The 22,148-nt window shown below is 63.6% G+C and carries 15 protein-coding genes; 3 read left to right on the top strand and 12 right to left on the bottom strand.

Annotation, left to right across the window (positions count from 1 at the left end):
* Nucleotides 1–202 precede the first annotated feature (202 nt).
* A complete protein-coding gene (gene hflC, locus ACVOLZ_RS16615; RefSeq protein ID WP_481517068.1) occupies nt 203–1,066 on the bottom strand; it encodes a protease modulator HflC in 864 nt (287 codons plus the stop codon).
* Nucleotides 1,063–2,169, bottom strand: coding sequence for an FtsH protease activity modulator HflK (gene hflK / locus ACVOLZ_RS16610; RefSeq protein ID WP_481517067.1), 1,107 nt, complete (start codon nt 2,167–2,169; stop codon nt 1,063–1,065). The genes hflC and hflK overlap by 4 nt, the downstream gene beginning before the upstream one ends.
* Nucleotides 2,170–2,466: 297 nt before the next feature.
* Here hflK and ACVOLZ_RS16605 point away from each other — a divergent pair, with 297 nt between their 5' ends.
* Both ACVOLZ_RS16605 and pilH read left to right on the top strand, forming a co-directional pair.
* Nucleotides 2,467–3,462, top strand: coding sequence for a YhdH/YhfP family quinone oxidoreductase (locus tag ACVOLZ_RS16605; RefSeq protein WP_481517066.1), 996 nt, complete (start codon nt 2,467–2,469; stop codon nt 3,460–3,462).
* Between the two features lie 90 nt (nt 3,463–3,552).
* Complete coding sequence (gene pilH, locus ACVOLZ_RS16600; protein ID WP_481511073.1) at nt 3,553–3,936, top strand: twitching motility response regulator PilH; 384 nt, start codon at nt 3,553–3,555, stop codon at nt 3,934–3,936.
* A 293-nt stretch (nt 3,937–4,229) separates the two neighbouring features.
* Here the strand turns inward: pilH and ACVOLZ_RS16595 are convergent, their stop codons facing one another.
* Together ACVOLZ_RS16595 and ACVOLZ_RS16590 are read right to left on the bottom strand one after the other, a co-directional pair.
* Entirely contained in the window at nt 4,230–5,129 is a 900-nt protein-coding gene (locus ACVOLZ_RS16595; RefSeq protein ID WP_481517065.1) for a DnaJ C-terminal domain-containing protein, read from the bottom strand.
* A 126-nt stretch (nt 5,130–5,255) separates the two neighbouring features.
* Nucleotides 5,256–5,693 carry an Hsp20/alpha crystallin family protein gene (locus ACVOLZ_RS16590; RefSeq protein ID WP_481517064.1) on the bottom strand — a complete coding sequence of 146 codons (438 nt, stop codon included), beginning with the start codon at nt 5,691–5,693 and terminating at the stop codon, nt 5,256–5,258.
* A 151-nt stretch (nt 5,694–5,844) separates the two neighbouring features.
* Between ACVOLZ_RS16590 and ACVOLZ_RS16585 the strand changes: the two genes are divergently transcribed.
* Nucleotides 5,845–6,327 carry a redoxin family protein gene (locus ACVOLZ_RS16585; protein ID WP_481517063.1) on the top strand — a complete coding sequence of 161 codons (483 nt, stop codon included), beginning with the start codon at nt 5,845–5,847 and terminating at the stop codon, nt 6,325–6,327.
* Nucleotides 6,328–6,475: 148 nt separating this feature from the next.
* Here ACVOLZ_RS16585 and pbpC read toward each other — a convergent pair whose 3' ends face one another.
* The 8 genes from pbpC to prpB all read right to left on the bottom strand — a co-directional run bounded on the left by pbpC (nt 6,476) and on the right by prpB (nt 22,035).
* On the bottom strand, nt 6,476–8,818 hold the full coding sequence (gene pbpC / locus ACVOLZ_RS16580) for a penicillin-binding protein 1C (RefSeq protein WP_481517062.1): 2,343 nt from the start codon (nt 8,816–8,818) through the stop codon (nt 6,476–6,478).
* Nucleotides 8,819–9,210: 392 nt separating this feature from the next.
* Nucleotides 9,211–14,130, bottom strand: coding sequence for an alpha-2-macroglobulin family protein (locus ACVOLZ_RS16575; RefSeq protein WP_481517061.1), 4,920 nt, complete (start codon nt 14,128–14,130; stop codon nt 9,211–9,213).
* A gap of 214 nt (nt 14,131–14,344) precedes the next feature.
* A complete protein-coding gene (gene prpF, locus ACVOLZ_RS16570) occupies nt 14,345–15,538 on the bottom strand; it encodes a 2-methylaconitate cis-trans isomerase PrpF (RefSeq protein WP_481517060.1) in 1,194 nt (397 codons plus the stop codon).
* Nucleotides 15,535–16,269: a hypothetical protein gene (locus tag ACVOLZ_RS16565; RefSeq protein ID WP_481517059.1), complete on the bottom strand. Its 735-nt coding sequence runs from the start codon at nt 16,267–16,269 to the stop codon at nt 15,535–15,537. The genes prpF and ACVOLZ_RS16565 overlap by 4 nt, the downstream gene beginning before the upstream one ends.
* Nucleotides 16,270–16,402: 133 nt before the next feature.
* The gene (gene acnD, locus ACVOLZ_RS16560) at nt 16,403–19,018 is read right to left on the bottom strand and encodes a Fe/S-dependent 2-methylisocitrate dehydratase AcnD (RefSeq protein ID WP_481517058.1); all 2,616 of its coding nucleotides are present in this window, start codon (nt 19,016–19,018) and stop codon (nt 16,403–16,405) included.
* A 318-nt stretch (nt 19,019–19,336) separates the two neighbouring features.
* Nucleotides 19,337–20,497: a bifunctional 2-methylcitrate synthase/citrate synthase gene (gene prpC, locus ACVOLZ_RS16555; protein ID WP_481517057.1), complete on the bottom strand. Its 1,161-nt coding sequence runs from the start codon at nt 20,495–20,497 to the stop codon at nt 19,337–19,339.
* A 29-nt stretch (nt 20,498–20,526) separates the two neighbouring features.
* A complete protein-coding gene (locus ACVOLZ_RS16550; protein WP_481517056.1) occupies nt 20,527–21,117 on the bottom strand; it encodes a DUF1003 domain-containing protein in 591 nt (196 codons plus the stop codon).
* A 30-nt stretch (nt 21,118–21,147) separates the two neighbouring features.
* A complete protein-coding gene (gene prpB, locus ACVOLZ_RS16545) occupies nt 21,148–22,035 on the bottom strand; it encodes a methylisocitrate lyase (RefSeq protein ID WP_481517055.1) in 888 nt (295 codons plus the stop codon).
* Nucleotides 22,036–22,148 lie beyond the last annotated feature (113 nt).

The following is a 22,148-nucleotide window of genomic DNA, read 5'->3' as shown; positions in this document are numbered from 1 at the left end:
CGTCGCTCCTGCCTGGGCCGCCCCCCCCCCCCCCCCCCCCCCCCCCCAAATACAACGCTGCCCTCACCCCACCCCCCGCTCCGCGCCCCGGCCCTTGCGCTGGCGCAAGGGCGTTCGATGGGCAGCGAACCCACGGTTCGCAAGCTGCCCCTCTCACCCCGCAGGCGGGAGAGGGGCTCAAACAAGGGCTAGAGCGCTGCGATCAGCGATCGCTCTTCATGTACTGCAGGAACGGGTCGTTCTTGTCGAGCACGATCACGCCGTTGCCGTCGGTCATCGAGGAACGGTAGGCCTCGAGGCTGCGGTAGAAGGCGTAGAACGACGGGTCGGCCGAGCCGGCCTTGCCGTAGATCGAGGCGGCGGAGGCATCGCCTTCACCGCGAAGCTGCTGCGCATCACGCTCGGCTTCGGCCACGATCACAGTGCTTTCGCGGTCGGCCTGGGCGCGGATGGTCAGCGACTGCTCTTCACCCTCGGCGCGCAACTTGGCCGCCTCCTGCTTACGCTGGGCGCGCATACGCTCGTAGACGTCGGCGATCACCTGGCTGTCGGTCGGCAGATCGATCTGCTTGATGCGCAGGTCGATGATCTCCATGCCCAAGGCTGCAATCGCCTCGTTGATCGACTTCAGCTGGCCGGCAATCAACTCACCACGGTCACCGGACACCAAGGCCTGCAAGGTACGCGAGTTGATCTGGTTACGCAGCGAGTCGGTGATGATCGGCGCAAGGCGGGCGTTGACGATCTTGCTGTCGCCGCCGGTGGCGCGGTAATAGGCGCGCACGTCGGAGATCTTGCCAATGGCGAAGAAGTCGACGCTGACGTCCTTCTGCTCGGCGGTGAAGTAACGCGCCGGGGCGGTATCCAACACCTGGAAGCGGCGATCGAACACGCGCACGGTTTCAACCAGCGGCACCTTGAAGTGCAGGCCCGGCTTGATGTCGGCACGTACCACCTTGCCCAGGTTGAGCACCATCGCGGTCTGGTCTTCACGCACCACATAGACCGAGCCCAACAGGCCCAGCAACACTGCGACGACTACGCCGATAACGACTGAATTTTTCATCGGCCGGCCTCCTCACGCGATGCCGAGCGCGAGACCGAACGGTCCGCGTTGCGAATGCTGTCGGTTGCCGCCGGCAATGCCGGTGCCACCATTTCCGGGGTCAGCTGCGGCGCAGCCGAGCTCTTGCCCGCATCAGCCGGCATCGGCACGTAGATCAGCTGACGGCCGTCGCCACCGATGACCTTGCGGTTTTCGGCCAGCACCTGCTCCACCGTTTCCAGCCACAGACGCTTGCGGGTGACGTCCGGCGCATTCTTGTACTCACCTTGCAGCAGGGTGAAGCGGCGTGCGTCACCCTCGGCGCGGGCGACGATGGCCTGCTTGTAACCTTCGGCGGTGGTACGGGCACGCGAGGCCTGGCCGCGCGCTTCCGGCACCACCTTGGCGGCGTAAGCCTGGGCTTCGTTGATCAAGCGTTCCTTGACCTGCTGGGCACCGTTGACCTCGTCGAAGGCCGGCTTTACTTCTTCCGGCGGACGCGCATCAGGCAGGGTCAGGCCGGTCACACTGAGGCCGGTCTTATAAGCCTTGAGCGAAGCCTGCAGACGCTGCTCGGCAACCACGGCCAGCGGCCCACGGTTGTTCAGCACGGTGTTCAGATCGGCACGGCCGACCTGCTCACGCACGGCGCTCTGTGCGGACTGTTCCAGCATCTGGTCAGCATCAACTGTACCGAACAGGTACTCGCGCGGATCATCCACGCGGTATTGCACGTTGACCGACACGTTGACGATGTTCTCGTCACGGGTCAGCACCGGCACGTTGCTGCTGAAGGTCTTGATCTGGGTCGCATTGACCTTGACCACTGATTCCAGCGGCCACGGCAGCTTGAAGTTGGGACCCGGTTGCAGGATGCGCGAGTACTCGCCGAAGCGCAGGACCACGCCGCGCTGCTGTTCGCCGATCAGCTGGAAGCTGGAGAACAACAACAGCAGACCCAACGCGACCAGCGCCCAGCGCCAGATACCGCCATCAAACAGGTCGCGCAGCGGTCCGGGCAGTCCACCACCCCAACCTCCGCCGTTGCCGCCACGTGGCGTACGCGGCGCGCGGTTATTGTCCGCACCACCACCGCTGTTGCCGCCGGGTGTATTCCAGGCCATGCATGCTCCATCTGTATGGGCCAGGCTGCGGGGGCTCCCGCCGAGGACCTGACCATCTATCGAATCCCGATTCTAACAAGGCAGACTCTGAACAGGTTCGGGGCTACCTGAACGGAAAGGTTTGCCCGCCGATCAGCCAGCCAAGTACCTGATCCTGCGGCGCGGACCCCAGCCAAGGCCGGCCCCGCGGTATCCGTGCAGGCCCCGGTCGGCACCTGCTCTGAATAGGAATAAGGGCAGACCGGTCATTTCACAACAGTTATGGTTGCACTCCCCCGTTCCGACGCAGGCCTACCGATGTCCCTTACCGCCCCGTTCACCGCCTTCCGCATCCACAACGACGACGCTGGCTACCGCAGCGGCCCTGAACAAGTGGGTCTGGACCAGCTGAGCCCGGGCGAGGTGGTGATCCGAGCTCGCTGGTCCTCGGTCAACTACAAGGATGCGTTGGCCGGCACCGGCAAGGGCAAGATCCTGCGCCGCTTTCCGCTGGTTGGCGGCATCGACGTGGCCGGCGAAGTAGTCGCCTCCACCGACCCGGCCTTCCGCGAGGGCGACCAGGTGCTGACCACCGGCTGCGGCCTGAGCGAGACCCGTGACGGCGGCTACAGCCAGTACGTGCGCCTGGAATCCAAGTGGGTAATCCCGCTGCCGGCCCAGCTCAGCCTGCGCGAGGCGATGGTGTTGGGCACGGCCGGCTTCACCGCCGCGCTGGCGCTGCTGCGCATGACCGACAACCGGCAGACGCCAGCCCACGGCCCGCTGGCCGTTACTGGCGCCACCGGCGGGGTCGGCTCACTGGCGGTGGATATCTTCAGTCAAGCTGGCTACGAAGTGCATGCCATCAGCGGCAAGGCCGAAGCCGCCGACTACCTGACCGCGATCGGTGCCAGCCAGATCCTCGGCCGCGACGCCCTGGCCACCACCCGGCCGATGGAGTCGGCCCGCTTCGGCGGCGGCCTGGACAATGTCGGCGGCAGCATGCTGACCAGCCTGCTGGCGCAGACCAGCCCCTATGGCAACGTGGCGTCGGCCGGTCTGGCCGCCTCCGGCGAGCTGGACATGACGGTGATGCCCTTCATCATCCGCGGTGTCTCGCTGCTCGGCGTGGCCTCGGCCGGCACCGCCCGCGACATCCGCGAGCAGGTCTGGCAGCGTCTGGGCAGCGACTGGAAGCCGCGTCACCTGGATCGTATCTGTACCCGCGAAGTGGGCCTGGACAGCCTGCCTGAGGTGTTCGCCACCATGCTGGAAGGCAAATCCTTCGGCCGCACCGTCGTAAGAATCGACTGATATCGGCCACAAGTCGCCCCGGCGTGAGACGCATCACTTCACGCCAGCGGCGCGCCAGCACTACACTGCCGCCACTACTTGGGGAAAAACATGGCGCGTATCCTGATCGTCGACGATTCACCATCGCAGTTGATGGGCATCCAGCGCATTGTGGAAAAGCTGGGGCATGAGATTTTCACCGCAACTGATGGCGCCTCTGGGGTGGAGGTTGCCAAACAGGTGCTGCCGGACCTGGTGTTGATGGACGTGGTGATGCCGAACCTCAATGGTTTTCAGGCCACCCGTACGCTGCGGCGCGAGGCGACCACCCAGCACATTCCGGTGATCCTGGTGACCACCAAGGATCAGGACACCGATCGCTTGTGGGGCATGCGCCAAGGCGCGAAGGCCTACATCACCAAGCCATTTACCGAAGACGATCTGTCGGCAGTGATCGCGCAGGTGTTCAGTGCCGAGGCGCCGCCGGTTGGGTGAGAGTGCTTTCTTGGGGAAAGCTTTTGGGAAGGCGGGCTTTGCCCGCCTTTCTTGTTTTTGGTTGTTGGGGTTTGATTTGGGTCTGCTTGCTGGAAGCTTGCCCTCACCCCAACCCCTCTCCCGCACGCGGGAGAGGGGCTAGTGCACTACGAGCGCAAGCAATCCGAGCCCCTCTCCCGCCTGCGGGAGAGGGGTTGGGGTGAGGGGAAGCTTCTAGCTAAGGATATAAACCAACGGAAAAAAGAAAAGCGGGCAAAGCCCGCTTCTCTTCAACAGCACACACCCAAACGCACTCAGTCCTCGCCAAACGCCTTGGCCAGGTCCTTGTAAGCCTTGCGCTGCTCTTCATTGGTCGCCACCGGCGCAATCACTTCCAACTCCACGATCTGGTCGCCATCGGGCTTACCCGGCAAGCCACGGCCACGCAGGCGCAGTTTGCGGCCACTGTCCGAATCGGCCGGCACCTTCAGCTCCACCGAACCACCAAGCGTCGGCACGCTGATGCTGGTTCCCAAGGCAGCCTGCCATGGGGTCACCTGCAAGGTGTACAGAATATTGCGGCCATCCACCTCGAACTGCGGGTGCGAAGCGTATTCGACTTCCAGCATCAAATTGCCGCCACCACTGCCCTGCCCGCTCAGGCGGATCACCTGGCCCGGACGGATGCCCTTGGGCACACGCACATCGAGCTGGCGACCGTCCACGGTGATGCGCAGGCTATCGCCGTTGTAGGCAGCCTCCAGCGGCACCGACAGCTTGGCACGGGTGTCGCGCATCGGCTGCGGGCCGGCACCACCGAAACCAGGACCCGGACGACGTCCACCCGCACCCGCGCCGCCGCGCTGGCGAGCAAACAGGCTCTCGAAGAAATCGCTGAAGCCGCCGTTGGCGTTGCCGCCGCCGAACACTTCCTCGAAATCAAACCCCTGCCCGCCGCCAAAGCCCGGCGGGGCATTGAATTCCTCGCCCGGGCGATAGCCCTGCGCGCGCAGCTGGTCATAGGCCTTGCGCTTGGCCGGATCGCGCAGCGCCTCATAGGCCTCGTTGATCGCCTTGAACTTGTCCTCGGCGCCGGCTTCCTTGCTTACGTCCGGGTGGTATTTGCGCGCCAGCCGACGGTAGGCCGTCTTGATTTCGGCATCACCGGCGCTGGGTTCAACCCCAAGCGTGGCGTAGTAATCCTTGAATTCCATCCTCACACCTCTGAAAAAAAGCTGGCCCGACACCTTGCGGCAACGGGCCATCGTGCAATCGGCAGGCGCCGTGGCCCCATTCTACCGGGCCACGGTGCCTGCGCAGGTGGAAGTTCGCTCACGCCATCAGGCGTTGGGCTGGCCCTGCACCACCTGGATGCGGCGCGGTGCCGCTTCGCTACGCTTGGGAATGCGCACTTCCAATACGCCATTGTGGCTATGGGCAACGATGCCCTCGGCATCGGCGCTGTCAGGCAGCACGAAACGGCGGTTGAAGGCGCCCTGGCCGCGTTCGCTGCGGGTCAGACGCTGGCCTTCGGCCAGTTCCGGCGCGCTGCGCTGGCCACTGATGGTCAACACGCCCTTTTCCATCTGCACTTCAATGCCGGCAGGGTCAACGCCGGGCAGATCGGCAGAAACGACGAAACGGCTGGCTTCCTCGCGGATATCGACTGCAGGCACCCAGGCTGACGCGGTGCTGTTGGTGACGGTTTCAAGCAGTGGCGACAACAACTGATGAATCTCGGACTGGGTCGGCCACTGGCGGTAACGTACGATGCTCATGATGTCCTCCTGCAAGATGTGGGGACTGGCATGCCGGAATGACACTGCCTTTCCCATGCCAAGGACGTATTGTGTGAAGACCGCCTTTTCAAGTTGTAGACACCACGTCTGTCCTGCCGCTTTAAACTTAAATTCAGCCTAGGAGCCCCCAATGCCCATCAACGTCGGCGACCGTATTCCGGAAGTAACCCTCAAGCGCTTGCGCGAAGGCCTGGAAACGATCGACACCCATGCATTGTTCGATGGTCGCAAGGCCGTGCTGTTTGCCGTGCCGGGTGCGTTCACCCCGACCTGCTCGGCCCGTCACCTGCCCGGTTACGTCGAGCACTTCGAGGATTTCCGCAACCGCGGCATCGAAGTGTTCTGCATGGCGGTCAATGACCCGTTCGTGATGCAGGCCTGGGCCAAGAGCCAGTCGGTGCCGGATGGCTTGCAGATGCTGTCCGACGGCAATGGCGATTTTACCCGTGCACTGGGGCTGGAAATGGATGCCAGCGCGTCGGGCATGGGTATCCGGTCGCGTCGTTTTGCGCTGTATATCGAGAACGGCGTGGTCCGCGCTGCGTATATCGAACAGCCGGGGCAGTTCGAGGTCTCCAGCGCCGAGCATGTGTTGGCCAATCTGCCGGAGTAAAGGCACAGCGGGAACAGCCGCCACGGTAGTGTCGAGCCATGCTCGGCATGGGCTTTACCGGTGAGGCCCTTGCCGAGCATGGCTCGGCACTACCTTCCATTGCTGGGAAGGCCCTTGCCGAGCATGGCTCGGCACTACATTGCGCACCTTAGTTCACTACGCGGAAGCGTACGCGCGTCCAGGTGCCGTCTGCTGCCAACGCGGTCAGGGTGTGCTCGCCGGCATCGTTGAAGTCGCGGGTGAACGTGCGGGTGCCTTGGGTTTGCGCGATCCAGCGGCCATCAAGCAGCCATTCAATCGTCGCTTCACTGCCAAGCGCGCGCAGCTGCAGGCGCGGGCCGTGCTGCGCGCCGGGCGGCCGCGCCAGCGTGGCCAGATCATTCAAGCCTTCGATGTGCAGTACGCCGTCCGATTGCCGGCCGTCGTCGGCGCAATCGGCAGCCAACGGCGGTAGGCTCTGCGCCTGTCGTTGCGCTACTGTCAGCCACGGCGAAGCCATCGCCGGCCAACGTGCTATCTCGCGATCCTCGACCGTTGGATGACCTTCGCAACCGGGCGACAAGCGCTGTCCGGTTTTCGCATCCACCTGGAAGCGCATGCGCCCGGATTGCCAGAGCCGCGCTTCGCGCTCGGGGAAACTTGGTGGCACCACGCCATCCAGCACCCAGGCGGGAAACCGACGCTGACACATGGCCGGCAGTGTCTGCTCGGCAGCAATGCCCAGCGGCCAGCAGATCTCAACTTCGCTGACGCTATCCGGCCGCGCGCGAACCGCGTTGTCACCGGCTTGGCGCGGCAAGCTGTCGATGACCTCGAACATCAACGGCAAAGCGGTAACCGCACCGTACTGCCCCGGCAACGGCGTGCCATCCGGCCGACCAACCCAGACCCCAACGGTATAGGATCGGGTGCTGCCGATTGCCCAGGCATCGCGATAGCCGTAGCTGGTGCCGGTCTTCCATGCAACGCGCGGGCGATTGCCGGTATCGAAGGTGCCCACGCCATAACCGGGACGCGGATTGGATTCCAACACATCACGCACGATCCACGCCGCACCCGGTGAAATCAGCCGGCGCTCAATGCGCGGGTCTTTCGGCGTGTAGCGCACGCGACCGGCAATACCTTCGCGATTCAGCGCGGAGAAGGCGCCGACCAGATCTTCCAGGCGCGCGCCGGTGCCACCAAGAATCAACGCCAGACTAGGCTGGGTGCCGCGCGGGAAACGCAGATTGATACCGGCATTGCCCAAGCGCGCGGCAAACCGCGACGGCCCTACCCGATCCAGAAGATCCACCGAAGGCACGTTCAATGACAACCGCAGCGCAGTCGCCGCACCAACCGGGCCGTTGAACGCCGCATCGAAATTGCCCGGGCGATAACCGTCAAAGCTCTGCGGCGCATCGACGATCAGACTCTCCGAATGGATCAAACCGTCATCCAGTGCCATGCCATACAGGAACGGCTTGAGCGTTGAACCGGGCGAGCGCCAGGCCTGCACCATGTCCACATGGCCAAGCCGTGCCTTGTCGGCGAAGGTGACCGAGCCGACATAGGCCCGCGCTTCCAGCGTGCTGTTGTCCATCACCAGCAAGGCCGCCGACGTGCGCTCCGGCAGTTGTGAAAAATACGAGGAAACACGTTCTTCCAGCGTGCGTTGCAGGCCGCTGTCGATGGTGGTTCCGATCTGCGGTACGCGCGGATAAGTGCTGCGCATGCGTTGCGCGAGCAAGGCAGCATGCAAGGGTTGCTGCAGCGAGCGCGCGACCACCGGCTCGATCCGCGCGTCGGCCACATCGTCAGCCGACCACACCTTGAGTTCCGCCATGCGCGTCAGCACCTTGTCGCGGGCGCGCTGTGCGGCCTCAGGATGACGATCCGGACGCAGCCGGCTGGGGGATTGCGGCAGCACCGCCAACAAGGCGGCTTCAGCCTGCGACAGGCGCGTGGCCGACTTGCCCAGATAGGCCCAGCTGGCAGCTTCCACACCTTCGATGGTGCCGCCGTAGGGTGCGCGCTCCAGGTACAGATCGAGGATCTGCGCCTTGCTCAGGTGCACTTCCAGCTGCAACGCGCGCAGCAGCTGTTTGACTTTGCCCCAGGGCGTGCGCGTATGCGGGTCGAGGATGCGCGCGACCTGCATGGTCAGTGTTGAACCGCCGGAGACGATACGTCGCTCCAGCAGCATCTGCTTGCCTGCGCGTGCCAGTGCCCACGGGTTGATGCCGGGGTGACGCCAGAACCAACGATCCTCGTAGGTCAGCAAAGCCTGCAGGTACAGCGGCGAGATGGTCTTTGCATAGGCCGGGTAACGCCACACGCCTTCTGCATCGGCGAAGGCACGCAGCGGTGTGCCGTCACGCGCGACCACCAAGGTGCTGGTATCGCGTGACTTCGGCAGTGGCAACGGGAATGCAAGGTCCAGTACCAACAGCAATGCCAGCAGGGCGGCAAGCGCCCAGCGCAGGTTGCGGAACGTGAAGATGGTGCGCACGCGGGCGCCAACGTGTTTCAGCCGGGAGGCGCGCGCTTTCAATGGGGATGATTCTTCAAACATTGCCTGTGGGGCTGGAGCGGAACGGCTTGGCCGCAGAAGAGCTTACCCCTCCCCAACCCTCCCCTTGCCGTTGGCAAAGGGAGGGAGTAGGAGCAGCTGCCTGACGCCGCGATTGTTGACTGTGGCGCTGGAACGGAATGGATTGGCCGCGGAACAGCTTACCCCTCCCCAACCCTCCCCTTGCCTTCGGCAAAGGGAGGGAGCAGGAGCAGCTGCCTGACGCCGCGATTGTTGACTGTGGCGCTGGAACGGAATGGATTGGCCGTGGCAGAGCCTCCCCCTCCCCAGCCCTCCCCTTGCCTTCGGCAAAGGGAGGGAGCAGGAGCCGATTACGGCTGCACCACCGTGATGGTGCTCGGGCTGGAGCGGCCCACGCCACGCATGTCGGGGCGGTACATGTCCTCGGCCAGCGGCGGCGGTACGGTGTAAGTACCCGGGGTGACCGCGCGCACCAGATAGAACACATGCGCGGTGCTGCCACGCGACAGCTTCAATGCGGCCACATAGCGGTCGTCACGGAACTCCTCGTGCTTGACGTCGGCGGCACTGGAACGGTCGCTGACCCTGACCTCACCCACCACCACGTCGGCCCACTGCTTGGCATCGCCGAGGTTGAAGTTCTCGATTTCCAGGCCGGCCGGCAGCAGGTCGGTCAGCAGCGCATCGGGCATGTTCGAGTTGGCGGTGACGCTGAGGCGCACGATCAAGGCTTCGCCTTCCTTCAACGGGCGCGGCGTCCACGGCTTGCCGTCGGTGCCGAACCAGGCGCGCTCGATGCCGATCACGCTGTTGTCCGGTGCCGGCGGCTGACGCGGAATGCCGGCAACGTCGAGGCTTGCGAACATCGGTGCCTCGCCCTGCGGCGAGAACCGCACGCCCTGCGCCAGCTGCGCCGCGTCGAACACCCGGGCAAACGCCTTGCGTGCACTGATGCTCTCGGCCTTGTCGCCGACCGCAAGTTCGCCGGACACCAGCTTCTTCTGATTGACCATCAAGGCCTTGCCCAGACGCGCCAAAGCCACTTGTTCCTGGGTGCTCAGCCACATCCAGCCGCTGTTGCGGCGCACGTCCAGCGTACGCCCCAGATCGATAACGCGCGCATCGTATTCCGGCTTGGACAGGCCGCGCTCGTGCAGCAACGCGATCATCAAGGCCTCATCACGCAGGCGACTGCCGTAGTCACCGAAGTACTCCGGACGGTCGGCACTGGACTTGGCAAAGCCAGCAGCAATCGCCGCCTGACCACGCTTGCTGTCGCCCTGGATCGCCAAGGCCGCACCCAGATGCACCAGCGACAAGCCGGTCACCGCCTTGCTGCGCTCGTTGTCCCACAGCGTGCGCAGCGTACCCAGCGGCGCGCGGTTGACCCGTGCCAGCACATAGCCGGAATAGGCTTGATTGGCGAACTTCAGCGCCTCACGGCGATCACTGCCGTAGAACTGGTTGCCGCCGCTGAGCAGGTCTTCGCTGATCCGGTTCAAGGCCTTCTGCAGCACATTCTCCGGCACCGCGAAGCCTGCATCCTTGGCGTCGAGCAGGAACTCGGCAACATACGGCGTCAGCGCCGGATTGATGTAGTCGTCATCGCCCCACATCGAGAAGTTGCCGTTGGACACCTGCATCGAGGCCAGCCGCCCGAACGCGCCTTCCATGCGCTCGCGGCGCACCTTGGCATCCAGACCGTCAGCACCGAGCATGGCCGAGGTAGCCTCATCCAGCATCAGCGCTGCATAGCCCTTGCTGGTGGTCTGCTCGGCACAGCCGTAGGGGTAGTTCAACGCGCCCTGCAGGGCCGAGGCAAACGGTATCGGCGGCAAGGCGCTGACCAGCATGCGCGCATTGACCGAGCCGCTCATCAAACCATTGGCGAAGCTGCTGTCCATGCTGATCGGCGCAACGGGATCAAGCGTGCGGGTCTGCGAGCGCAGCACCGACGGCCACGCCGCACGTACCGGCAGGTCGTAACGGCGATCCACCTTGAAGCCATTGCCGTCCACCCGTACCCGCACCTTGGCTACGCTATAGCCCTCCTGTGCACTCAGCGGGAAGCTCAGCGTGCTCTTGGCGTCGGCGCCCAGCTGCACTTTGCGTGTGGATTCGGCGATACCCAACGGGCCCTCACCGTCCACGCGTACGTTGAACTCGCCGGGTTTGCCGGTGAAGTTCTGCACATCCAGGGTAATGGTGCTGCGATCACCCGGTGCCATCACCCGCGGCATGCTGGCTTCAGCCAGGATCGGCGCGCGCACCAGCGTTTCCACATCACGGTTGCCGTAGCGGTCCGCGGAGTAAACCATTGTCGACACCCGCAGGGTGCCGTTGAAATCCGGCACCTGCAGCTGCACCCGCGCATTGCCCTTGGCATCCAGCGCCACCGGGCCGGAGAACAGGTCCACGGTCTGCACGCGTGCGGTCGGCCGCTTGGCCTGTGGCAGTGCCGCCAATGCCATGTCACCACCGAACTTCAGCTTGCCGCTATTGCCCTCGAAGCTTTCGATGACCCGGCCGTAGATGTCATAGGCATCCACGCCCAAGCGGCGCTGCGCGAAGAAGTGCCCGGGTGCATCCGGCACCGGGAAGCGGGTGATGTTGAGGATGCCAACGTCCACCGCCGAGACGGTAACATGCGCCGGCTTCCCAGCCAGCTCTGGCGCGCTGACGGTGACCGTCATCGGCTGTTCCGGGCGCATCTGCTTGGGCGCGATCAGGCCGACCGCAACGCGGCGGTCACGGCGGTCCATCGGCACATGCACCACGCCGACGGCACGCGCCGGGGTGACCTTGCTCGGTGCACTGCCGCCACGGAACACCAGCGCGGTGATGTAGACATCGTGCCGCTCCCAGTCCTTGGTTACCGGGATCTCAAAGGTGCTGCCCGGCTTGGCGTCGATGTCCTGCACATACAGCATGCGGTCGCTTTCCACCATCAGCACGCCACGGCCGGCATGCGGCGGGGTCAGCGTGACCTTGACGGTGTCGCCAGCGCGGTAGCCGGTCTTGTCCAGCGACAGTTTGACCTTGTCTGGCCGCGCATCGAGGCCACGGTTGTCATCGTTCCAGCTCCAGCCGGCACGGAACGGATAGCGCATGGTCAGGCCAGTGGCGGCATCGAACACGTCCACCCGGTACTCGCCCCACTCGACCGGGAAGTCGAACTTGGCCGAGGTGGCGCCAGCATCGACGGTACGGGTTTCCTTGTTCTCGAAGCGACGGGTGAAGTCGTAATCCCAACGGTTGTCGGTATAGGTCCAGTGGTAGTCGCGCAGTTCGCGCACCAGGGTGACCTTCAAACCCTTGGCCGGCTGCGGCTTGCCGTCGGCATCCACCCGCATCAGCTCGAAGCGTGCATTGGCGTTGGCGTCGGCGCCATCGGCGTCATTGAACAGCGGGCGCACCGCGACCAGCGCTGGTGCCGGCCACATCACCCGCTTCAAGGTGCGGGTAACGGTGCGACCACCGGTTTCATAAACGCTGCCAGACAGCAGCGCGGCCACGGTAGTGGCCTTGCCAGCCTCGGCCGGCAGTGCGACGTCTTCGCGCAGCTTGCCGTCCTTCGGCAGGGTGGTATCGATCACGTCGTTGGCTTCGCGCGGCAGCTGCACGGTCGGGTCGCCGAAGAACCATCCGGGCATCGACTCGACCGGGTGCTGTTCCACCGCCACCGCCAGGCGCACGGTGAAGCGGTTGCCGTCGGCCGGTGCGCCATATAGATAGGCCGCATCGGCCTGCAGTTTCAGTGCCTCGCCCGGCTTCAGCGTCTTCTGCGCGCTGTCCAGGTCCAGCTTCATGCGCTCGGGCAGGAACTCCTCGATGCGCAGGGTCATACCCTGCACCGCTTCCTTGCTGGCTGGATCGGTACGGAACTCCACCGTCCAGCGCCCGGTCGGCGCCTCCACCGGAACGGTCTGCTCGAATGCGAAATAGCCCTGCTCGCCTGGCTGCAAACGGGTTTCACGGAAGGTCTTGCCGTCCGGCTGCTTGAGCCGCAGGAACACCGGCTGGCCGCCGGTGGCCGGCCCGACCAGGGTCTTGCCGTCGTTGTCACGCAGCAGCGCCGAGATGCGCACGGTTTCGCCGGGGCGATACAGATCACGCCCAGACCAGGCGAACACATCGAAGTTGGCGTTCTGGCGCCCAGCCACGGCGAACTCGCTCAAGTCCAGCGCCGGCTGGTTGAACGGCAGCATGGTCGTGTCGCTACCGCTGCTGGCGACCAGCACATGAGCGGCATCCAGCGTGTAGTTCAGCAAGGCATTGCCGTTGCCGTCGGTCTGGCCTTTGAGGATGACCTCGCCCTTGGCGTCGATGACCCTCAGCTCGACTTTCTTGGCCGGCGCGCCGTCGGCCAGCGAAGCGGTATGGACAAACAGCTTGTCCTTGTAGGCGCGGGTATGCAGGCCGATGTCGCTGACGGTGAAGAACGAGGTATCGAACTCGCTGTCAAAACTGCCGGTGCGCTTCATCACCGCGAAGTACAGGCCGGGCTGTTGCAGCTCCTTCACGTCCTGGATCGGCAGGTAGGTCAGCACCCGTTCGTTCTGCTTGCCGCCAAGGATGAAGCGGTTGACGTAGACCGGCTCGGCCAGCTGGTTGAGTGGGGTCCTGTCGCTGTATTCGCTATCCAGCTCCCAGCTGCCACGGCGGCCGCCGCGCTGGTACTGGCTGAAAAAGGTAGGCAGGTCCTTTTCGCGCACGCGCAGGAACTCGACATCCACCTCGGCCACGTTCACCGATACCACCGGCAGGCCGCGACTCTCGCGGGCCGGCAGCACGCTGCCCTGCGAGGCAAACCCAACCGCAGGATCCAGCTCACCGGTGAAGACCTTCTGCTTCACTTCTGTGCCCAGCCGATTGCCATCGGCGGCCAGCAGGTCAGCCGAGATGATCAGCGTGTATTCCTTGGCCGCCTCCACATAGGGATAGCGCAGGGTCTTGCCGTCGTCGGACAGCGACCAGCTGCTGTCCTCGTTGCCGACCTTCTCCTCGAAGCGCAGCAACTTGTCGAAATCCTGGGTACCGACCAACGGGCGCGAGAACTCCACCGCCAACGCAAGGCCGTCACCGCTCTTCTGGTCCGGGTAGGCGCGCAGCATGGCGAAGCCCTTGACCTCTTCCTGCTTGGCCTGGATCGCCTCACCACTGGCCCCAGGCAGCTGCCCGGTTTCGTTCCTGCTGCATCCTGCAACCAAGGCCAGCGCCATCAAGGCGGCCGCAGCCCAACGAATACGCTTCAACATCCTGTTACCCATGGCGTCCTCCCGCAGATCGCCGGAGTATAACCAGCCTGCTTGTAAGGGCTTGTGTAGTGACGCACCCCTTGCAGGGGATTTGTCTGGAAACCCGCCCGGCGCGCAACACGCGCTACATGTGTGTCCTCGATCCCACAAAAAAGAAAAGGGCCACTGATCCCAGTGACCCTTGCTCTTCTTTCGCCGCCCCTGTAGCCATGGACGGAGCGGGCTATCAGAACGCATCACCCGGTACGCGCACCCAGCCTTCCATCAGGATGCGTGCACTGCGGCTCATCACCGCTTTGGTGACGGTCCACTGGCCGTCTACCAACTCGACGGCGGCGCCGACGCGCAGCGTGCCGGACGGATGGCCAAAGCGCACTGCGTCGCGCTGGCCACCACCGGCTGCGAGGTTGACCAGCGTGCCCGGCACCGCCGCTGCGGTGGCGATGGCCACCGAGGCCGTACCCATCATCGCGTGGTGCAGCTTGCCCATCGACATGGCGCGGGCATTGAGGTCGATATCGGCGGCATGGATCTGCTTGTTGCCACTGGAGACGTAGTTGAGCGGCGGCGCCACGAAGGCGACCTTGGGCGTGTGCTGGCGTTTGAGCGCTTCTTCAGGGCTCTTGATCAAGCCCATGCGCAGCGCGCCAGCAACACGGATTGCTTCAAGCTTCCCCAATGCAGTCTTGTCTTCATTGATGGCCGGCTGCAACTCTGAACCGGTGTAACCGATATCCGTCGCATTGATGAAAACCGTGGGGATGCCGGCGGTGATCATGGTCGCCTGCAGTTTGCCGACCCCAGGCACATCGAGTTCGTCGACCAGGTTGCCGGTGGGAAACATCGCACCACCACCCTCGCCTTCGCCCTCATCAGCCGGATCGACGAACTCCAGCACGATCTCGGCGGCCGGGAAGGTGACGCCATCGGTTTCGAAATCGCCGGTTTCCTGCACCTGACCATTACTGACCGGCACGTGGGCGATGATCGTCTTGTTGATGTTTGCCTGCCAGATGCGCACTACGCAGATACCATTTTCCGGCATACGAGCGGGATCAACGTAGCCTGCATGCAGCGCGAACGCGCCAGCACCGGTAGACAAATTCCCGCAGTTGCCGGACCAGTCGACGAAATCGGTGTCGATCGACACCTGCCCGTACAGATAGTCCACGTCGTGATCGGGCTTGCTGCTGGGCGAGATGATCACGCACTTGCTGGTGCTGGAGGTTGCCCCACCCATGCCATCGGTGTGCTTGGCATACGGATCGGGCGACCCGATCACCCGTTGCAATAGGCGATCACGTGCCGGGCCCGGCTGCTGTGCGCTGGCTGGCAGGTCTTCCAGACGGAAGAACACGCCTTTGGAGGTGCCGCCGCGCATATAGGTGGCGGGAATGCGAATCTGCGGGAGGAGACTCATGACGGAACTCTCGAAAAAGTGGAAGAATCAATTGATGCAAGTGATGCTGAACGCCGCCGACGCTCGCTGGCCTGCGCGCCATGCTGCCATCGAAACAGCCACAGTATGACCAGCTTGGTCATGCCACTGACGACGGCCAGCAGCAACAGCGGCCATCCCAATTGCAGCCCCATGGCGAATGCAAAGACGATGGTAGATAGATCCATCAACAGGATCAGCTGGCTCATGCGCAACGATACCGCACCGGTATCGCCGCTACGCCAAATCAGCAGAATCTGATGCGCATATCCTTGTGCCAGCAGCAACGTGATCAACAAGATCATGACGCTGGCAAACACCCTTCCTTCGTCAACGTGACGTTCCCCCCAAAACAGGCCGAGCAGCGCGCACGACAACATGACCGCTGCCACCACCAAGCTACCTGTAGCCGCCCGACTGCGTCGATCACGCCAGATCTCGATCAATATCACCAACACCAACACGGAGGCCAGCAATCGCGGCCAAACGATGAAATGATTGAATGGGGTGATGCTGTAGCCGTAGACGAAGAACGAAAGATAGGCCAAAAAACTGACGGTGAACTGGTTGAGCGATAACACCGCCGTAGCGGTATCGGCAGCGGCGTCACGCTTGCGCCTGCGCTGCACCAGACGCAGCTGCGACGCCACGCCAACCAAACTGAGCAGGATGAAACCTGTATTGACGGCACCGGCGACGGCATAGAAGCTCATTGCGACCTATCCATGTGTTCAAGCCTCGGTTATGCGCATCTCACCGCAGGCGAGGCACCCATTCCAATTTTGCGACTCCAGCGCTTGGCTCCCCGCCAAAAGTGGAAGGGAGCTTGGGCAATCACGGCAAGCCTTAGACAGCAGAGCCTTCCAGGAAGTCCTGCGCGAAGCGCTGCAACACACCGCCGGCCTCGTAGATCGCAACTTCCTCATCCGAGTCCAGACGGCAGGTCATCGGCACCTTCAGCACTTCACCGTTGCGACGGGTGATGACCAGGGTCAGATCGGTGCGCGGGGTGCGCAGGCCGATCACGTCGTAGCTCTCGGTGCCATCGATGCCCAGGGTGTTGCGGTTGGTGCCCGGCTTGAACTCCAGCGGCAGCACGCCCATGCCGATCAGGTTGGTGCGGTGAATCCGCTCGAAGCCCTCGGCGGCAATCGCTTCAACACCGGCCAAGCGCACGCCCTTGGCGGCCCAGTCACGCGAGCTGCCCTGGCCGTAGTCGGCGCCGGCGATGATGATCAGCGGCTGCTTGCGCTCCATGTAGGTCTCGATTGCTTCCCACATGCGCATGACCTTGCCTTCCGGCTCCACCCGCGCCAGTGAGCCCTGCTTCACGCTACCGTCTTCGTTGCGCACCATCTCGTTGAACAGCTTGGGATTGGCGAACGTTGCGCGCTGCGCGGTGAGGTGATCGCCGCGGTGGGTGGCGTAGGAATTGAAGTCCTCTTCCGGCAAGCCCATCTTGGCCAGGTACTCACCGGCGGCGCTGGACAGCAGGATCGCGTTGGACGGCGACAAGTGATCGGTGGTGATGTTGTCCGGCAACACCGCCAGCGGCAGCATGCCGCGCAGCGTGCGCTCACCGGCCAATGCGCCCTCCCAGTACGGCGGGCGGCGGATATAGGTGCTCTGCGGGCGCCAGTCGTACAGCGGGCTGACCTTCTCGCCATGCTCGACGCGGACGTTGAACATCGGGTTGTAGACCTTGCGGAACTGCTCCGGCTTCACTGCCGCCTTCACTACCGCATCGATCTCGGCGTCGCTCGGCCAGATGTCCTTCAGGCGCACCTCGTTGCCATCAGCATCCACACCCAGCACGTCCTTCTCGATGTCGAAGCGCACGGTACCGGCAATGGCATAAGCGATCACCAGCGGCGGCGAGGCGAGAAACGCCTGCTTGGCATACGGATGGATGCGGCCGTCGAAATTGCGGTTGCCCGACAACACGGCGGTCGAGTACAGGTCGCGATCGATGATTTCCTGCTGGATCTTCAGGTCGAGCGCGCCGCTCATGCCATTACAGGTGGTGCAGGCGAAAGCGACGATGCCGAAGCCCAGCTTCTCAAGATCCGGCAACAGTCCGGCTTCTTCCAGATAGAGCTGCACGGCCTTGGAGCCAGGCGCCAGCGACGACTTCACCCACGGCTTGCGGGTCAAGCCGCGCGCGTTGGCGTTGCGTGCCAGCAGCGCGGCCGCAATCACGTTGCGCGGGTTGGAGGTATTGGTGCAGCTGGTGATGGCGGCGATGATCACCGCGCCATCGGGCATCAGGCCTTCGGCCTCCTCGCCCTTGCCGCTGAGCAGCTTGGCTTCGTCAGCGATGCCGCGCTCGGCCAGGTCCGACACCGGCAGGCGCTTGTGCGGGTTGCTGGGACCGGCCATGTTGCGTACGACGCTGGACAGGTCGAACTCCAGCACGCGTTCGTACTGCGCGGTTTCCAGCGCGTCGGCCCACAGACCGGTGGTCTTGGCGTAGTTTTCGACCAACGCGATCTGTGCCTCTTCGCGGCCAGTCAGGCGCAGGTAATCGATAGTCTGCTGGTCGATGTAGAACATCGCCGCGGTCGCACCGTACTCCGGGCACATATTGGAGATGGTGGCGCGGTCACCGATGGTCAGTGCGGCAGCGCCTTCACCGAAGAATTCAAGGTAAGCGCCGACCACACGTTCCTTGCGCAGGAATTCGGTGATTGCCAGCACCACGTCGGTGGCGGTGATGTTCGGCTGCGGCTTGCCGGTCAGCTTGACGCCGATGATGTCGGGCAAGCGCATCCACGAGGCGCGACCCAGCATCACGTTCTCGGCTTCCAGCCCGCCGACACCAATAGCGATGACGCCCAGTGCATCCACGTGCGGGGTGTGACTGTCGGTGCCGACGCAGGTATCCGGGAAAGCCACCCCACCCTGCTGGTAGATCACCGGCGACATCTTCTCCAGATTGATCTGGTGCATGATGCCGTTACCCGGCGGGATTACGTCGACGTTCTCGAAGGCCAGCTTGGTCCAGTCGATGAAGTGGAAGCGGTCTTCGTTGCGGCGGTCCTCGATGGCGCGATTCTTGCTGAACGCGTCCGGATCGTAGCCACCGCATTCCACTGCCAGCGAGTGATCGACGATCAGCTGCACCGGCACCACCGGGTTGACCTTGGCCGGGTCACCGCCCTTGTCGGCGATCGCATCACGCAGGCCTGCCAGGTCGACCAACGCGGTCTGACCGAGGATGTCGTGGCAGACCACGCGTGCAGGGAACCAGGGGAAATCGAGGTCGCGCTTGCGCTCGATCAGCTGCTTGAGCGAATCGGTGAGCGTAGCCGGGTTGCAGCGGCGCACCAGGTTTTCGGCCAGCACGCGCGAGGTATAGGGCAGCGTGGCGTAGGCGCCGGGCTGGATGGCATCGACTGCGGCGCGTGCATCGAAATAGTCGAGCGTGCTGCCTGCGAGGTGTTTGCGGTAATCGGTATTCATGGCTGGCCTGTGAGGGTCTGGGCTTGCTGGTGTTGGGGTGGATTGCTCGCGGATGCATGCAATTGCAGCAATCCCACAGCGACACTTGGAATCTGGCGGCTCCCTTCTCCCGCCTGCGGGGGAAGGTGCCCGTAGGGCGGATGGGGGGAGCTTGTGCTTGTGCTTGTGCTTCTGCGTTCGCTCTTGGGTCTTCTGCTTTTGCTTTTCTCCAACGGCGAAGAGCTTGCTCCACGTGCTAGAAGCTTCCCCTCACCCCAACCCCTCTCCCGCAAGCGGGAGAGGGGCTAAATCGCGCTTGCGGGAGGTTTTCCGCGAGTTTTACGCGCGCTTGTCCAACGGCACGAAGGTCTGATCCTCCGGCCCGGTGTAGTTGGCGCTCGGACGGATGATCTTGCCGTCGATACGCTGCTCGATGATGTGCGCGCTCCAACCAGCGGTACGGGCAATCACGAACAGGGGAGTGAACATCGCGGTGGGCACGCCCATCATGTGGTAGCTGACGGCGCTGAACCAATCCAGGTTGGGGAACATCTTCTTGATGTCCCACATCACCGACTCCAGACGCTCGGCGATGTCGTACATCTTCATGTTTTCCTGCTCGGCCGACAGCTCGCGCGAGACGTCCTTGATCACCTTGTTGCGCGGATCGGACACGGTGTAGACCGGGTGGCCGAAACCAATCACCACTTCCTTGCGCTCAACCCGTGCCTTGATATCGGCCTCGGCTTCGTCCGGGGTCTCGTAGCGCTTCTGCACTTCGAAGGCGACTTCATTGGCACCGCCGTGCTTCGGTCCGCGCAGCGCGCCGATACCGCCGGTGATGGCGCTGTACATGTCGCTGCCGGTGCCGGCGATGACGCGGCAGGCGAAGGTCGAGGCGTTGAATTCGTGCTCTGCGTACAGGATCAGGCTGGTATGCATCGCCTTGACCCAGGACTCGCGCGGCTGCTCGCCGTGCAGCAGGTGCAGGAAGTGGCCGCCGATCGAATCATCGTCGGTCTCGACGTCGATGACCTTGCCGTTGTGGCTCCAGTGGTACCAGTACAGCAGCATCGAACCCAGGCAGGCCATCAGCTTGTCGGCGATGTCGCGCGCGCCCGGGTGGTTGTGGTCGTCCTTCTCCGGCGACACGCAGCCGAGCACGGAAACGCCGGTACGCATCACGTCCATCGGGTGCGCCGACGGCGGCAGTTCTTCCAGCGCGGCCTTCACCGATGCCGGGATGCCACGCAGCGCCTTCAGCTTGGCCTTGTAGGCGCGCAGCTCGGCCTTGTTCGGCAGCTTGCCGTGCACCAGCAGGTGAGCGATTTCCTCGAATTCACTGGTGTTGGCCAGGTCCAGGATGTCGTAGCCGCGGTAGTGCAGATCGTTGCCGCTGCGGCCAACGGTACAAAGGGCGGTGTTGCCGGCAGCGGTGCCGGACAGGGCGACGGACTTCTTCGGCTTGAAGGCCGGTGCGGCGGTGGCTTGCTCTGACATGGTCTTTACCTCCGGGGGCGAATTTGGTTTCAACTATTGTTCTGGCTGGGTGCGGCCTGATGGTTCTCCAGCAGCCGCTGCAGCATTTCGATCTGGCGGTTCTGCTGTTCCACCAGCAGCGCCCAATCTTGTGAGCGCAGCAGATCCAGCTTTCCGTGGATCTGCAGCACCTCCAACTCCGACTTCACGTTTACTTGATAGTCGTTTTCGGCATTCATCCGGTCCACTGCCGCTTGCCGGTTCTGGCTCATCATGATGATCGGCGCCTGCACTGCAGCCAGGCAGGACAACACCAAGTTGAGCAGGATGTACGGATAGGGGTCGAACGCCTTGGTCAACATCACGCTGTTGGCCACCATCCACAACACCAGCAGAAAGAAGAAGCACAGGATGAAGCGCCAACTGCCGCCCACCTGCGCTACCCGATCTGCGATGCGCTCACCCAAGGTGCGGGTCTGATGGAACTCACGCCCGACATTGCGCGCAACCTGACGCCGTGAAATGAAGCGTTCTACCACCTCGCGTTCTTCCGGTGGCAGCTGCTCCAGTTCTTTCTGCAACAGCTGCCGCGCCGTTTCACGGCGGTCAACACGGGTGCTGCGGGATGAAGTGCTTGCCATGGTGTTTTCAGCTGGCGGGTTGGACCGCCATCATGCGCCCTTGGCTGCGAACACTTTGTCCAGCTGGCCTTCGAAGGCGTGGTAACCGATGCGGTCGTACAGTTCCTCGCGGGTCTGCATCGTTTCCACCACGTTGCGCTGGTGGCCGTCACGACGGATGGCTTCGTAGACGTTCTCGGCCGCCTTGTTGGCAGCACGGAACGCCGACAGCGGGAACAGCTGCATCGCCACGCCTGCCGAGGCCAGTTCATCACGGCTGAACAGCGGGGTGGCGCCGAATTCGGTGATGTTCGCCAGCAACGGCACCTTCACCGCGTCGGCGAAACGCTTATAGGTCTCCAGATCGTAGGCGGCCTCGGCAAAGATGCCGTCGGCGCCGGCTTCCACGCAGGCCAGCGCGCGCTCGATGGCGGCGTCCACACCTTCCATCTGGATGGCATCGGTGCGGGCGATCAGGAAGAAATCCGGATCGGTCTTGGCATCGGCGGCAGCCTTCACACGGTCGACCATTTCACCCTGCGAGACGATTTCCTTGCCGGGGCGGTGGCCGCAACGCTTGGCGCCAACCTGATCTTCGATATGGCAAGCAGCCGCGCCGGCCTTGATCAGCGACTTCACCGTGCGCGCGATATTGAACGCGCTGGGGCCGAAGCCGGTGTCAATATCGACCATCAACGGCAGATCGCAGACATCGCTGATGCGGCGCACGTCGATCAAAACGTCTTCCATCGTATTGATGCCCAGGTCCGGCAGGCCCAACGAGCCAGCAGCAACGCCGCCGCCGGACAGGTAGATGGCACGGTAACCGGCGCGCTTTGCCAGCAAGGCATGGTTGGCATTGATCGCGCCCACCACCTGCAAGGGGGATTCGGCGGCCAGTGCGGCGCGGAATGCAGCGCCGGCGGAAGAAAGACTCATGGGTGGCTCCTGGCTTGGGGCTGGGCGGAGGCGAGCATGCCATTCCGCTGTGATGGTTAATCTGTCACCATCGGATGCATTGATCAATCTTGATTCAATAAATCAATCTATTG

The organism is Stenotrophomonas sp. STEN020 (genome assembly GCF_056760195.1).
Note: the sequence above shows the minus strand (reverse complement) of the source record. Positions and strands in the feature narration are given on the sequence as shown.

Bases quoted from the DNA above. Each gene is read 5' to 3' on its own strand.
- ACVOLZ_RS16605 (WP_481517066.1), top strand. From the start codon at position 2,467: ATGTCCCTTACCGCCCCGTTCACCGCCTTCCGCATCCACAACGACGAC.
- prpB (WP_481517055.1), bottom strand. From the start codon at position 22,035: ATGAGTCTTTCTTCCGCCGGCGCTGCATTCCGCGCCGCACTGGCCGCC.
- prpC (WP_481517057.1), bottom strand. From the start codon at position 20,497: ATGTCAGAGCAAGCCACCGCCGCACCGGCCTTCAAGCCGAAGAAGTCC.
- ACVOLZ_RS16585 (WP_481517063.1), top strand. From the start codon at position 5,845: ATGCCCATCAACGTCGGCGACCGTATTCCGGAAGTAACCCTCAAGCGC.
- ACVOLZ_RS16575 (WP_481517061.1), bottom strand. From the start codon at position 14,130: ATGGGTAACAGGATGTTGAAGCGTATTCGTTGGGCTGCGGCCGCCTTG.
- hflK (WP_481517067.1), bottom strand. From the start codon at position 2,169: ATGGCCTGGAATACACCCGGCGGCAACAGCGGTGGTGGTGCGGACAAT.
- prpF (WP_481517060.1), bottom strand. From the start codon at position 15,538: ATGAGTCTCCTCCCGCAGATTCGCATTCCCGCCACCTATATGCGCGGC.
- acnD (WP_481517058.1), bottom strand. From the start codon at position 19,018: ATGAATACCGATTACCGCAAACACCTCGCAGGCAGCACGCTCGACTAT.
- ACVOLZ_RS16590 (WP_481517064.1), bottom strand. From the start codon at position 5,693: ATGAGCATCGTACGTTACCGCCAGTGGCCGACCCAGTCCGAGATTCAT.
- ACVOLZ_RS16550 (WP_481517056.1), bottom strand. From the start codon at position 21,117: ATGGCAAGCACTTCATCCCGCAGCACCCGTGTTGACCGCCGTGAAACG.
- ACVOLZ_RS16565 (WP_481517059.1), bottom strand. From the start codon at position 16,269: ATGAGCTTCTATGCCGTCGCCGGTGCCGTCAATACAGGTTTCATCCTG.
- hflC (WP_481517068.1), bottom strand. From the start codon at position 1,066: ATGAAAAATTCAGTCGTTATCGGCGTAGTCGTCGCAGTGTTGCTGGGC.
- pilH (WP_481511073.1), top strand. From the start codon at position 3,553: ATGGCGCGTATCCTGATCGTCGACGATTCACCATCGCAGTTGATGGGC.
- ACVOLZ_RS16595 (WP_481517065.1), bottom strand. From the start codon at position 5,129: ATGGAATTCAAGGATTACTACGCCACGCTTGGGGTTGAACCCAGCGCC.